We start from the raw sequence: 13,386 nt of genomic DNA, 5'->3' as shown, positions 1-13,386 counted from the left end.
ACAGCAACGACGCGATACCGTTTGAGCAGACCATTAGGCGCGAGTTCATTGCGCGCCATTCGCGGGAGACACAAGGATTGGCGTGAGAAGACGTCAATCGTTAGCCTGGCGGTTTGGTGGCCTGGTGGCCAGCACATAAAAAAACCGGTGCCCATATCGGCACCGGCTCTTTCTTACATAACGATTAGCGCTTCATTTCCAGCGCCCAACGCATGGCATGCTTTAACGCAACGCCTTCACCGCATCGGCCGTCACGTCGGCGGGTTGGCCGCCGTACGTCGCACGCAGATAGTTAGCAAGCTGCGCGAGTTCCGTGTCGCTGAGTTGCGTGGCGAAGCCCGGCATCTCCTGCATCCGCTCGAGGCCCGGGAAATCCTGCGCTCCGATGCCGTCGAGCATCGCCACGATCAGGTTGTGCGCATCGCTTTGACGCACTGTCGAGTTGCCGTGCATCGGCACCGCGACGTGCGGCTTGCCCTCGCCGCTCAGTCCGTGACAGCCCGCACACACCGCGAGATACACATTGCGCCCCGCCTCGAGTTGCGCGGCATCGGCGGAGACCGATTGCAATGGTTGCGGCGCCGGCCCCTGATCGCCGAGCAGATACGTCGACATCGCGCGCAGATCGTCATGCGTCATGTACTGACTGCTCAGATGCACCACCGGATACATCTCGCCGAAAGCCGAGCCTTGCGGCGCAATGCCCGTGGCGAAGAATGTCTGCAGGTCCGCGGCGGTCCAGCCACGTGCTGCCAAACCATGCGGCGTGATGTCCGGTGCGGCGATCCTGCCGAGCGCCGCGCCCGTTAGCGATTTGGCGCCGTCGAGTTGGCCGAACTTGCCGCGCGGCGTATGACATTCGGCGCAATGGCCGAGTGCGCTCGCCAGATAGCGTCCGCGATTCCAATCTGCGGACTGCCCTTTCGACGCATCCGGCAACGTGTCCTTCAGGAACACCCAGTTCCAGAAGCGCACGCCAAAGCGCATGTTGAACGGGAACGACAACTCGGGCTCGTGGTTCGCCACGGCCGCCGGCTTCTGCGCCATCAGGTATGCGTAGATCGCATCGCTATCCGCGCGCGACAACTGGCGGTAGGACGTGTACGGCATGGCCGGATACAACTGCTTCGTCGGTGTGACGCCGTCGTGCAGCGCCTTGTAGAGATCGTCCGCGCTCCAGTTGCCGATGCCGTGGTCCTTGTCCGGCGTGATGTTGGTGCCGTAGAAGGTGCCGAACGGCGAGGCCAGCTTCACGCCGCCGGCGAACGGCGCACCATCCGACGTGGTGTGGCAGGCCGCGCAATCGGCGGCTTTTACGAGGTAACGGCCGCGCGCGAGCGGATCGGCGGCGGTGGATTGCGGACCCATTGCGGCAGCGGCCTGCATCGCTGCGGCGGAGTCGTCCTGTTTGCCGCAAGCGCTTAGCAAAGCGGCCGTGCCGAGCAGCAGCAACGCGCGACGCACATTCATCGCGGGAGTCATCATGCCGCGTCCTTTACGAGGCCAGGCGTGGTCATCACAACCTCCTTCACGGCTTCGTAGTAGCGCACGTAGCCCGTGCAGCGGCAGATATGGTCGTTCAGCGCCTCGGTGATGGTTTGCTCGACCTTGTCTTTGGCAATCGGCTGACGCTTCAGACGTTCGATCAGCACGGTCGCCGCATTGACGAAACCGGGCGTACAGTAACCGCACTGAAAACTGAAGTGTTCGAGAAACTTCTGCTGGATCGGCGACAGTTCGACGACCTCGCCTGCCTCGTTGCGCTTCGCGTGGCCTTCGATCGTGCGGATGGTTTTGCCATGAAAGAAATTCGCGCCCGTGATGCAGGTGCGCACTTCTTCGCTGGTGCCGTCCGGCTTGTCGACGATCACGACGCACGCGTGGCAGATGCCCTGGCCGCAGCCGAGTCGCGAGCCGGTCAGGTGCAGATACTCGTGCAGGAAGTCGATCATCATCAGACCGGCAGGCACGTCGGTCGGGCCGACGATCTCGCCGTTCACCTTGACCGACACCGGCAGCGTGCGGAAATGCGTCAACGGACGCTCGACTACGGTTGCGGCCGGCGCGGCGGCAGCAACGCCCGTGGCACCAGAAGCACCAGAAACAGCGCCCGCGGGACCGGAGGCCACGGTAGCTGCGGCGGAAGCGGAAGCGCCAGAAACGGTGCTCGAGGCAACAGCGGCGCTCGCAGCACTAGCGGAAGTTTGAGTAGGGGCCGTCATGCGAGCACCTCCTGAATACGTTGCGGGGTGACCGGCAGGTCGGTAAATCGATGTCCGATCGCGTGCGCGATACCGTTCACGATGGCGCCGACCACCGGGATCATCACCACTTCGGCGATGCCCTTCGGCGGGTCGGTCTCGGTGAGCGGCGGCAGCACTTCGCCGGTCTGGGTCCAGACGGCGACATCAGTCGCGCGCGGCAAGTGATAGCGATTGAAGTTCCAGGTGCCGTTGCCAGGACCGTCTTCATAGAGCGGCAGATGCTCGTGCAATGCGTGACCGATGCCCATCGCAAGGCCGCCTTGCAGCTGGCCCGACACAAGTTGCGGCGAGAGCTGATTGCCGCACTCCATGATCGAGTGATGGGCGAGTAGATCCACCTTGCCGCTCGCTTCATGCACCGACAACTCGACCAGCGTGCCGACCGCGCTGTAATACGTCACGGCCGCGTTGTTGCGCTGAACCGGCGGTATGAACACGCGCTGACGATCGAGCACGCGGTAATGGTTCGGCGTGGTTTGCAGTTTCTTTTTATCGGCCGAAGCGTTGTCGCCATATCTCAGCGCAAGCCCATCGAGCGGCAGGCGCTCGACATTGCCGTCGATCTCGAAGTCCGACTCGGTCCATTGCCAGCGATTGAACACATGCACCGTCGCGCCGGTGACCAGACCCAACTCGTGTGCCTTCTTCGCGAGCTGTTCGAACGGCAACGCTTCGAGCCCCGCTGCGGACAGCTTGCCGTCGACCCACCGCGCGTCCTCCATGCGCACCACCAGCGGCGCGGCTTGACCACCGCCGCCACCCTGGCTCCAGATCGCCATCGCCGCCGGCCACAGACCGTGCGCGAAGACGACGCGTGCCGCTTCGCGCGTGCTGTGCGTGAAATAGAACGCCGAATTCGTCGCGCTCGACGGCGACGCATAACCCGGCGACCAGCGCGGATTCGCGGCCAGCTTGTCCTGGTCCGCTTGCGACATCATGTACGGATCGCCACTCGTGACGACCGGCAGATCGGGCCAATCGGTGATCGCGACATGCACGTCGGTGGCCGGCTTGCCGAGCCACTTCGCGACCGCGATCGCCTGCGAGGTCGACATGCCGGTGCCGATTTCGGCTGCCGTGTGTTGCAAACCGATCTTGCCGTCGGCGCTGAACTCGACCTTGGCGAACGAGGTTTCCGCGCCCGTACCGAAGTCCTTTTGCACGCACGCAAAACCGACGCCATAGCGCTTGCCCGGATGCGCGGCTTCGAACTCGGCCTTACGCTTCACGCGATTCACCCACAACGGGTGAACCTTCGCCTTCTGCAACACGTCGTCGACGCGAATCGCGCCTGCGGGTACCGCGCCCTGGGTGTTCTTCATGCCCGAACGCAACGCGTTTTTCAGGCGGAAGTCGATCGGATCGAGTTTCAGCTGCGCGGCGATTTCGTCGACCATCATTTCGGTCGCGGCCATGCTTTGCAGCGTGCCGTAACCGCGTGCCGAACCAGCGTCGATCGCGCGCGAAGCAATCGCCACCGCCGAGAGATCGTTCTTCGGGAAGTAATAGATCGATTGCGCAGCCGTCGCGCCGACCATCGCCACCGACGGCGAGAAGTTGCACCGCCCGCCGCCGTCCGCTTCCATCGCGGCCTTGAACGACTGCATCAGACCGGTGTTCTTATCGACGGCGATCCGGTAGTTCATCTTGAACGCATGGCGTTTCAACGACGTCTGGAACTGCTCGTAGCGATCGTTCGCAAGACGCACCGGGCGGCCGTCCGCATACATCGCGCAGACGAGGCCGTAAAACGGCACGTTGAAGTGATCCTTCGAACCGTAGCCCACCGTGTAGCACGGGTGAATGAACAGGTTCTTCACCGGAAACGCGCACTTCGCGACCATGCCGGCCGCGCTGTCGGCAACTTCGGACGGCGCCTGGGTCGGCACGACCATGTGCAGCGATTGCGTCGCCGCGTCGTACCAGCAGTTCGCGTTGTCGGGTTCGAGCGCGGCCGTGTCGATCGACTGCGTGTTGTACTCGCGCTCCATGACGAGCCAGTCCGCCGACGGATGATCCAGTTCCTGCTGGATTTGACCGGCGTGGAACATGCCCTGCTCGTCGAGCTTGCCGTGTTCGACGCCGTCCGGCCACACCGGCTGGTGCTTGCGCATCATGCTCGGGAACACCGGCGCGTCTTTCAGACTGGAGAAGATATCGTCGTCATACGGCGTCTTGCCGCCGACGCGCACGAAACGGAACGTGCCCCACGGATCGCGCTCGAGCGGCCCGGTTTGCGCACCGTAACGGATGATCTGATCCTGGAACTTGAGCTTGTCTTTTGCGAAGCGGAAGCGCGCGAAGTCGTGATAGATCAGGATCGCGACCGCCTGGCCGAGATACGCGGGCGTCTTGCCCGGCGGCAGCAACATGTCGTCGCCGTAGAAGGCCGGGAAGATCAGGCCGTCGCGCACCAGATCGGCCGCCGTCACCACGCGGTCGGGTTTCAGATCGTCGCCGAGCAGCGACAGGTCAAAGCCTTCATAGCTGCGGTCGGCTTGCGTCGTACGCAGGATGAAGGCATGCGATTGCTGCTGCGGCCAGTGCGGCATGTCGGCGGCGCGGATGTCGCGCGCGAACACTTTCGAGCCCGTCACTTTGGCGATACCGTCGATGCGGAATTTCGCCTGCCCATCGGCGGCGTCCCACTGAACCGGCGTCAGAATTTTGTCTTCGAACAACGCAGCAAATGCGCGGCTGCCCATCGGCGCGATACACACCGACACACCCGCCAACACGCTGGCCTTCAGAAAACTACGACGCGAAAGGTCGAGTTTCCCCATGGACTTCTCCTTTAGTGAACACAGCGGCAACTCGTGAGCAGGACGATCGTGGAAAACGTCAGGTCTCGCGCGAGACCACACGCTTGCTCGCGCGTGGCGAACCTGCGCTGGACGGCGATAACCACGAGGGAGGTGTTCGAACCGCGGGCGCTTGCTTGAGCCCGGGCGTACCGGCGACGTGCAGTAGCCATCACTTCGGCTGCCGCAGTCGATCTGATTGACCTTGAACTACCGTGAGTTGCCTTTTCCCTGCCCGACAGAGGGCCAAGGGCCGGGATTATCTCGCTGTTTAGACGCACGGTGCGTCATTTTTTGTCAGCTATCTCGCAAATAACGGATTGGGTATGAATCGTTATAACAGTGGGTTTATTGCACTTTCTGTTATCTGTCGCTGATCAACGATGGCCGCTATTTTGTCGCGAGCGTACTTACTAAAACGTACTTAACTAAGCGCGCAGAATCGTGATCCCCAATGCTTCGAACGGCGTGGTCAGCACCTCCGGCGTGTTCCGCTCGACGACGATCGTGCTGGCCGCCGACACGTCCGCGATCTTGTACGCCGACGCCGCATTGAGTTTTTCCGCCGACGCCAGCACCACGGTTTCCGCCGCATGTTCCGCGAGCGCGCGCTTCACGTAGGCCTCCTCCATATCCCCGGTGCTCAGGCCCGCTTGCGGATGCACACCCGTGACGCCCATGAAGTAGAAGTCGGCGCGAATGTGGCTGAGCGATTCGATGGCCGCCGCGCCCACGTTGACCATTGAATGCCGGAACAGACGCCCGCCGATCATGATGACCTCGAGCTCGGCGTGCTCGGCCAGTTCGACGGCGATGCTCGGGCTGTGCGTGACGATCGTCGCCCGCAAATCGCGCGGCAAGTGACGCGCCAGTTGCACGGCCGTCGTGCCGCCGTCGATGAACGCAATCTGCCCGCGCGCGATCATGCCCGCCGCCGCCCGGCCGATCGCCGCTTTCGACGCCGATTCGATGCGCTCGCGCCCGGCAAAATCCACCGCCGCCGGCGACGCCGGCAAGGCGCCGCCATGCACGCGCTGAAGCTGCCCCTCGGCGGCGAGCTCGCGCAGATCGCGGCGGATGGTGTCCTCCGAGACGTCGAACTCGACGCTCAAGGTCCTGGCGATCACCTGCCCGTCACGCTTGAGCGCGTCAAGGATCAACTGTTTTCTTTGCGACGTGAGCACGGTGGTCATCCCGGAAGCATTTTGGCAATTTGCACGAAAATTCTTGTTTTTGCACGATATTGCACGATACCATAAATTGCATGCGGTGCAGACCGCGTTTCCCAATGGAACAGGATGCGAGCCATGAACGAAATCGCCGGGCGGGTGCGGATCGTCGACGTGAAAGTGCTATCGGACGACTGGTACGTGCTGAAGAAAACCACCTTCGACTACCAACGCGCGGACGGCCGTTGGCAGCGCCAGAGCCGCGAAACCTACGATCGCGGCAACGGCGCGACGCTGTTGCTATACGACCCGCGCCGCCGCACTGTGGTGCTGACGCGGCAATTCCGACTACCGGCGTTCGTCAACGGTCATCACGGCATGCTGATCGAGGCGCCGGCGGGTCTGCTGGAAGCAGCCTCGCCCGAAGAACGGATTCGCGCCGAAGTCGAAGAGGAAACCGGCTACCGCGTGCATGAAGTGCGCAAGGTGTTCGAAGCCTTCATGAGCCCGGGTTCGGTGACAGAAAAGCTGCACTTTTTCGTCGCTGAATATGATGCGGTGGCGAAAGTCAGCGCGGGCGGCGGCATTGCCGACGAGGGCGAAGATATCGAGGTGCTGGAGCTACCGGTGAACGAAGCGCTGGCGATGGTCGAGCGCGGCGAGATCGTCGACGGGAAGACAATCATGTTGTTGCAGTACGCAAAGTTGAATCTGTTCTGCGCGTAAGCGTTGCCTCGCCACAAGCCGCGGCATTTCAGACTAATCCCACGCGACTTTGGGAAAAGGACGATATGTCGGCGAACGTCAAAAAAATATCCTTACGGGTCCTTTTAAAGCCTACCTGCCTCCCGGTCATTGCGAGGCAGGTCTTTGAACGGGCAAACCATTTCCGTCAGTATATTTTTTACTTCGTCAGCTTCATAAAGCCGGCGAATGATTTGAGGTTTAAGTGGATTCTCTTAATTCAGCGAACAGATTCATGGGTGGCTTCTTTTTCGGCGCCCTGATCGCTGCAGTCGTAATGGTATTGCTGTGCAATGCTGGTGATTTTTCGCCGTTTATCTCGAAACTGCATGCTTTGGAACAGGTCATCCTCACCGTGCTCATTTCGCTCGTTATCGTCGATGCAAAACCATTGGCTTATAAGACCGTCTGGCGTGAACGCCGCTGCAGTTTCGTACTCGATGAAGATCTAACCGCGACTATTCGCGGTAGAACGTTCGGCATTCCCGCCGGCGTGGCAGTCGGGATTCTGATTCAGAACTACGTGATGAATTGATCTCCCGTCGTACGGGAAGCGATATCCATCGCGCCAGGGCTCAGCAGTCATCATTCAGCCCACCACCGGCGAGCCCTGCCATCTCCTAGAACTTATGCCGTATCGCCGCGCGCACCACGACCTGCTTCGACGTCGATGACGGCGACTGCGTGCCGGGCGTGAAGGCGTCGTCCAGAATCGAATAGGTGGGGTCGCCGGTCACCTGCTGGTATTCGCCCTGAATGTACACATCGGTGCGTTTAGACAGGTTGTAGTCCGCCATCAGGCCGAACGAATGAATCTTCGGCTTCACGCCGCCGCTCGTGGCGTCGTAGGTTTCCATCGTGTAGACGTACTGCGCGCCGACGAACAGCACTGGCGAAATCTGATACTTGCCGTTCACCTCGAAGTTCTGATACTTCAGCGAGTTCAACAGCACGCCCGGCTGCACGAGCGGCGTCACGCCGAGATAGCCGTTGCCGGTCGGATCCAGATAGTTCGAGTTGGTGTACACGAAGCCCGCCGTGGCCGGGCCGAAGGTATAAGTGATCCCGCCGCCGAACACGCGCATGCGGGCGGCGATGAAACTGGCGTCGTTCGCGGTGATCGCGCCGTTTGAGCCGTTGCCGGGATTGTCGGCCTGCAGATAGGCCGCGGCAACCAGCAGTCCGCCATAGGTGTACTGGCCGCCGAAACTGTAGGCGCGATTGTTGGCGAAGCCGGTGTCGTTGCTGAAGCTGTAGACGCCGCCGAACTGGAAGCCCGAGATCGACGGGCTGGTGTACTTGACGCTGTTGTCGAGACGGAACGAGTTATCGGTGTTGTCGTTATCGTACGGGTGCGAGAACAGGGAACCGGCCCAGTTGCCGTTGGCCGTGGTCTGTGCCAGATAGTCCACCACCGAGTCGTACTGGCGGCCGAACGTCAAGGTGCCGTATGGCTCCGAACTCAGACCGACGAACGCCTGGCGGCCGAACATCCGGCCGCCCTGGTTGAGCCGCCCGGAACTGACGTCGAAGCCGTTTTCAAGCTGGAAGATCGCCTTCAGGCCGCCGCCCAGCTCCTCGGCGCCCTTCAAACCCCAGCGGCTGCCTTGCGCATAGCCGCTCGCGAGTTCATAGACATGGCCGCGGCCGACATTGTTGGTGTAGTTGATGCCTTCATCGAGCACGCCGTACAGCGTCACGCTCGTCTGGGCAAAAGCAGGCAGGGAGAAAATCGCTAACGAAGTGGCGGACAAAGCAGTGGAGACAGCCAGCGCGAACACTTGCTTGTTCATGAAGATCTCCCTGAGCTCGAGTAATGGGACAACTCGATCCGACCGCTTTCTTATTGACGCTTCTCGAGGCGTTTAGCGACCCCGACGCGCTTTGAAGAAATCCTCACACGCCGTTACGTCGCCGTCCATCAGGTGTCGCGCGCATATCTCAAAACGTTGCGAAATCTCCACTGCGTGGGGCAGCCCCTTTTTTCGCAACGCTTATTCAGGTAAACGGCGCCGCGCCGTCGGGACTTAAGCTGGGTGTCGCATTAGGCGCGTCGGCCTTGCGGGTTTCGCAGCAGTTTTGTCATGGAAGGAAATATAATCGAAAGCTTTTGCGGCGCTGCAGCGGAACTCTGCGCCCTCAAATGGGTCATTTTTACTGGCCTCTGCAGCCGCGCCTGGCATGGCCGGTTCAAGCGGCGACACGGATGACCGCCCCGCGGGTCGCGCATCCATCAGTCCGCCGCCCGCCGCAACACCTAATCCAATTTCAAAAGCTTCGTGAGACGCCTGCTGCGCTGAACTAGCGCGCCGTCGCACGGGGCTGCTTTTGGCACTACACAATGCAAAAGTCGCAATCCCGCTTGATCGAGCTCGATTTTTTCCGCGGGCTGGTCCTCCTGATCATCGTCGTCGATCACATCGGCGGCAGCATTCTGTCGCGCGTTACGCTGCACGCCTATGCGCTGTGCGATGCGGCCGAAGTCTTTGTGTTCCTCGGAGGCTTCGCCACGGCGACGGCCTACGCGGCACTCGCCGAACGGCGTAACGAGGCGACGGCGCGCAGCCGCTTCCTGCGGCGCTCGCTCGAAATCTATCGCGCCTTCCTCATCACGGCCGGCCTGATGCTGCTGGTCAGCGCGGTGCTGACCGCGTTCAGTATCGACGGCCCAAATCTCGCCACCACGGATCTCGACGATCTGATGGATACCCCCGTGGCCGCCCTGCGCGACATCCTGCTGTTCCGCCGTCAGCCGTACCTCGCTTCCGTGCTGCCGATGTACGCGTTCTTCGCGCTGCTGGTGCCGATGATCCTGCCGCTCGCGCGCAGCAAGCCATGGCTGCTGCTGGCCGGCAGCGTTGCGCTGTGGGCAGGCGCACCGGCGATCGACGCCTACCTGCCCGCCGCGCCGGACATGCACTGGGACTTCAACCCGTTTGCCTGGCAGTTTCTGTTCGTGCTCGGCGTGTTGGCACGTTGCCAGCCGGTTTATCAGCGGATCAGCGCACACCGGCTCGGCTGGCTGGTCAGCGTGCTGGCGTTCGCCGTGGTCGCCGCCGCGGCCTACTACAAACTCTTTATCGAACGCGAGCCGCTTGACGCCAGCTTCAAGCAAAATCTCTCCTATCTGCGCGCGATCAATTTTCTGGCGATTGCCTGGCTCGTCGCCAACCTGATCCAGCTCGGCTGGGCAAGGAAGCTCGCTCAATGGATGCCGTGGGTCGGCATGATCGGGCGTAAAGGGTTGCTGTGCTTTATCGCGGGCGCCGTGATTTCGCTGGTCGTCGATTCGGTGCTGTATGCGGCGACTGACGGCTATCTGAACTATCCCCTCGGGCTGATAGCGGATGCATGTGCAGTCGGTGCGCTGTTCGCCGTTGCGAGAGCATCTGAGCCGCTCAAGCGCTTCGCGACGCACCTCTGGAGCTTGCGTCTCAGAACGTCGCCCTGAGTAAGCGGCGTGCGCATGCGCGCGCGAGCTTTTGCTGTGTTGCCGCCTGCCAATTTTTCACTGCCGATCCTGATAGCATGACGGCCGCGCGCGACCTGCGCGGCGGCCTCTTACTCTGACATGCGTCTATTCCTACATTCCGCGCTCCTGGCGCTATGCACCACTGTCGGCGCGCCGGCGAGCGCCAGCACCGTCATCAGCCGAAGCTTCCATTCCGAAGCGCTCGGCCGCGACTGGGCGTACACGATCTATCTGCCCACCGGCTATCGTCACGACGCCGCACGCATTCCCGTGCTCTACCTCCTGCACGGCAACAATGGCGACGCCAACGACTGGCTCACGCAAGGCCACCTGCAAACCACGGCCGACGCACTGATCGAGCACAAGGAGATACCACCGGTCGCGATCGTGATGCCGCAGGGCGGCACGGACTGGTACGTTGATCGCAAGGAGAAGATGGAGACGGCGTTCTTCAGCGATCTGCTGCCTGAGATCGAAACGCGCTACGCGGTCGCGACGCAGCGAAGCGGGCGGATGATCGGCGGCGTTTCGATGGGCGGTTTCGGCGCGTTGCGCTACGCCATGACCCAACCCGAGCACTTTTGCGGTGCGCTCCTGCTAAGCCCCGCGATCTACGCAAACGAGCCGCCGCTTGCTTCGGCGGCGCGCCGCGTTGGCGTGTTCGGCGACCGGCAGTTCGATCCGCACGTCTGGCATGCGCTCAACTATCCGGCGCAATGGGAACGCTACATGAGCCAACCGTATCGCCTGCCGATGTTCATCGCCGCCGGCGACGACGACCTGGCGATCCAGGCCGATGCGTCATCGCTTTACACGCATCTTCGGCTGGCGGGGAATCCGGCGGCGCTGCGCATCATCGACGGCGGCCACACCTGGGATGTCTGGAGCGCACTACTGCCTGCCGCGCTGAAATACACGCTGGGCTGCGTCAAACAGTCGGCGCGCGATCAGGACAAGTAATCAGGAAAAATAAGCCGGCAAATCAGCAATCCTGATTGCGCCGGCAATGTGCGTGCAACAAGTGCGTGCAACTATTGCACGAGGTCGGTCCACAGCACCACCAGAACGGTCATAAGCGCGGGCCCGATGAAAAGGCCGAGCAAACCGAACGTCTCCGCCCCGCCGAGAATGCCGAATAGCACGAGCAGGAAAGGCAATCGCGTCGAGTTGCCGATCAGCACCGGCCGCACGAAATGTTCGGCGACGAACACTACAACCGAGCCGAACACCGCAAGCCCGATGGCCCCGGCCACCGAGCCTTGCGAGAACAGCCACAGGGCCGCGAGGCCGAACGTGAGCGGCGCGCAAAACGGCAGCATCGCGGCAATCGCCGTGACGAGCGCGAGCAGCGCGACGTGCGGTAAGCCGGTCACGAAATAGGCGACGCCCATCAGCACGCCCTCGCCGAGCCCGACCACCACCAGCCCCGACACCGTGCCGCGTACTGCCGCGGCCATGCGCGCGAGCAACTGCGCGCCGTCCTCGCCGAAGCCGCGCCGCACGCCCTTCATCAGCGAGCCGGACAGACGCGGCCCCGCCTGAAAGATCACGAACAGCGTGACCAGCATGAACGCGAACACCATCACGCCGTGCGCCGCGCGCGCACCGAAGTGGCGGCCTAGCGTCATCACCGTGGTGCTGTGCAGCCCCTTCATTGCCGCCGAATCGCGCAGCGGCTGGGCGAGATTGGCCTGCCACCAGGCTGAGATCTGTTGCACGCCGTACGGCAAGCGTTGGATGACGTCCGGCATCGGAATACCGTTTTCCTGCGCGGCCTTGAACCACTCATTCATGTCATGGGCTTCGCGCAGCGCCTGGGCAATGCCGATACCCACTGGCAGGACCACCAGCAATGCGATCGCAAGGGTTAGCGCCGCGGCGATCAGCGTCGTGCGGCCCGCAAGCCAGCGGCAGCCTTCCGCCTTTTGCAAAAGCGGCCACAGCGCGATCGCAATGACGCCGGCCCAGGCCGCCACCGCAATGAAATCGCGCACGACCCACAGCGCCAGCAACACGAGTGCGATATACAGGACGAGTGAAGCCGCTTTCTGCTTTTTCAGGCAATCAGGCGGTGTCGGCGATTCGGGTGGCGCTACGGGGGGGCGTGAAATCATGTGGGCTCTTGAGTTCTTGTGGATATGCGCGCGTGCCGACCAGAAAAATCCAAACCCGCTACACTTGCGTCGCACGGTTGCTCATCAATAACCACATCTTAAAGGAAGCACCGGCGCCCTTCGCAGGCCGCATGCTCGTCGCACTGCGTACAACACTGCGTTGCAAAAATCCACGCTATCGCAAATTCACCGCGCATATCGCCCGCAAAGCCCCGCCGTTTCGGGTAAGCGCGAATGTCAAGTTTCATTGTTGCTATTTGGGGAACAGTGTTTCAACCGCGGCACAATGGCTATCCGCCGCGCGCGGGACTACATTCGGCACACCACAATACGGAGCCGACGATGATGACCTTAGAGTCCATCCCCCTTGACGGAACCAATGGCGTACGCATCGAAATTCTCGAGCGCTCCGACACGACGCTGGTGATCCGCTGGGTCGAACCGGGGCGCTGTCATTACGGCGAGCAGCGTTGGCGGCGACGCTCGGCGCATACGTCGGGAACGTGCGCGGTGACACGCCGCAAGATTCGCCGCGGCGACGCGGTGTTCAAACCGGCTGAACGGCCGGCGCCTTCGAATGCTTCTGCAATGATTTGTGCTGAAGTGTTGGGCGAACTGGTTGAAGCCTGAAGTTTTTCTGCCTTTGCCTCGACGACATGTGGCTGACGTGAGCTTACGGCCGCTGCCGTCGTAGGCCCCCTTCGAAATTTATTGGCGCAGGCTCACCGTCGCGCTATCTGCTTTTTCAGCCGCTCTCCAACACGCCCGGCGCCGCTCGTCGACTCACTGCCTGTATGTCATAACGGCTGCTGCGAAAGGCCG

11 protein-coding genes are annotated in these 13,386 nt (G+C 62.0%); 5 read left to right on the top strand and 6 right to left on the bottom strand.

Going from position 1 to position 13,386, the window contains the following annotated elements; translation table 11 throughout:
• Positions 1 to 222: 222 nt before the first annotated feature.
• The 4 genes from KHO30_RS35970 to KHO30_RS35955 form a co-directional block, all read right to left on the bottom strand.
• Positions 223 to 1,485, bottom strand: coding sequence for a c-type cytochrome (locus KHO30_RS35970; RefSeq protein WP_244864222.1), 1,263 nt, complete (start codon positions 1,483 to 1,485; stop codon positions 223 to 225).
• On the bottom strand, positions 1,482 to 2,222 hold the full coding sequence (locus tag KHO30_RS35965; RefSeq protein ID WP_211703764.1) for a (2Fe-2S)-binding protein: 741 nt from the start codon (positions 2,220 to 2,222) through the stop codon (positions 1,482 to 1,484). The genes KHO30_RS35970 and KHO30_RS35965 overlap by 4 nt, the downstream gene beginning before the upstream one ends.
• Positions 2,219 to 5,047, bottom strand: a complete 2,829-nt coding sequence (locus KHO30_RS35960; RefSeq protein ID WP_211703763.1) for a xanthine dehydrogenase family protein molybdopterin-binding subunit — start codon at positions 5,045 to 5,047, stop codon at positions 2,219 to 2,221. Before KHO30_RS35960 ends, KHO30_RS35965 begins: the two co-directional genes overlap by 4 nt.
• Positions 5,048 to 5,493: 446 nt before the next feature.
• Positions 5,494 to 6,249 carry a DeoR/GlpR family DNA-binding transcription regulator gene (locus tag KHO30_RS35955; RefSeq protein ID WP_093638836.1) on the bottom strand — a complete coding sequence of 252 codons (756 nt, stop codon included), beginning with the start codon at positions 6,247 to 6,249 and terminating at the stop codon, positions 5,494 to 5,496.
• A gap of 123 nt (positions 6,250 to 6,372) precedes the next feature.
• On the opposite strand from KHO30_RS35955, the gene KHO30_RS35950 reads away from it, so the two are divergent.
• The gene (locus KHO30_RS35950) at positions 6,373 to 6,960 is read left to right on the top strand and encodes an NUDIX domain-containing protein (protein WP_200619213.1); all 588 of its coding nucleotides are present in this window, start codon (positions 6,373 to 6,375) and stop codon (positions 6,958 to 6,960) included.
• A 253-nt stretch (positions 6,961 to 7,213) separates the two neighbouring features.
• Positions 7,214 to 7,513: a hypothetical protein gene (locus KHO30_RS35945; RefSeq protein WP_244864221.1), complete on the top strand. Its 300-nt coding sequence runs from the start codon at positions 7,214 to 7,216 to the stop codon at positions 7,511 to 7,513.
• Positions 7,514 to 7,598: 85 nt separating this feature from the next.
• Here the strand turns inward: KHO30_RS35945 and KHO30_RS35940 are convergent, their stop codons facing one another.
• Complete coding sequence (locus KHO30_RS35940) at positions 7,599 to 8,771, bottom strand: porin (RefSeq protein WP_211703761.1); 1,173 nt, start codon at positions 8,769 to 8,771, stop codon at positions 7,599 to 7,601.
• Positions 8,772 to 9,319: 548 nt separating this feature from the next.
• Between KHO30_RS35940 and KHO30_RS35935 the strand changes: the two genes are divergently transcribed.
• Entirely contained in the window at positions 9,320 to 10,429 is a 1,110-nt protein-coding gene (locus KHO30_RS35935; RefSeq protein WP_211703760.1) for an OpgC domain-containing protein, read from the top strand.
• A gap of 120 nt (positions 10,430 to 10,549) precedes the next feature.
• On the top strand, positions 10,550 to 11,410 hold the full coding sequence (locus KHO30_RS35930; RefSeq protein WP_211703759.1) for an alpha/beta hydrolase: 861 nt from the start codon (positions 10,550 to 10,552) through the stop codon (positions 11,408 to 11,410).
• Between the two features lie 71 nt (positions 11,411 to 11,481).
• Here the strand turns inward: KHO30_RS35930 and KHO30_RS35925 are convergent, their stop codons facing one another.
• Entirely contained in the window at positions 11,482 to 12,564 is a 1,083-nt protein-coding gene (locus KHO30_RS35925) for an AI-2E family transporter (RefSeq protein WP_093638538.1), read from the bottom strand.
• 345 nt (positions 12,565 to 12,909) lie between these two features.
• Between KHO30_RS35925 and KHO30_RS35920 the strand changes: the two genes are divergently transcribed.
• Positions 12,910 to 13,194 (top strand): DUF3331 domain-containing protein, encoded by a 285-nt coding sequence (locus KHO30_RS35920; protein ID WP_028197253.1) that lies wholly within the window; start codon positions 12,910 to 12,912, stop codon positions 13,192 to 13,194.
• The last annotated feature ends 192 nt before the right edge of the window (positions 13,195 to 13,386 follow it).

The organism is Paraburkholderia aspalathi (assembly GCF_905220735.1).
Lineage (GTDB): Bacteria > Pseudomonadota > Gammaproteobacteria > Burkholderiales > Burkholderiaceae > Paraburkholderia > Paraburkholderia aspalathi.
This window is presented reverse-complemented; position numbering and strand designations above follow the sequence as displayed.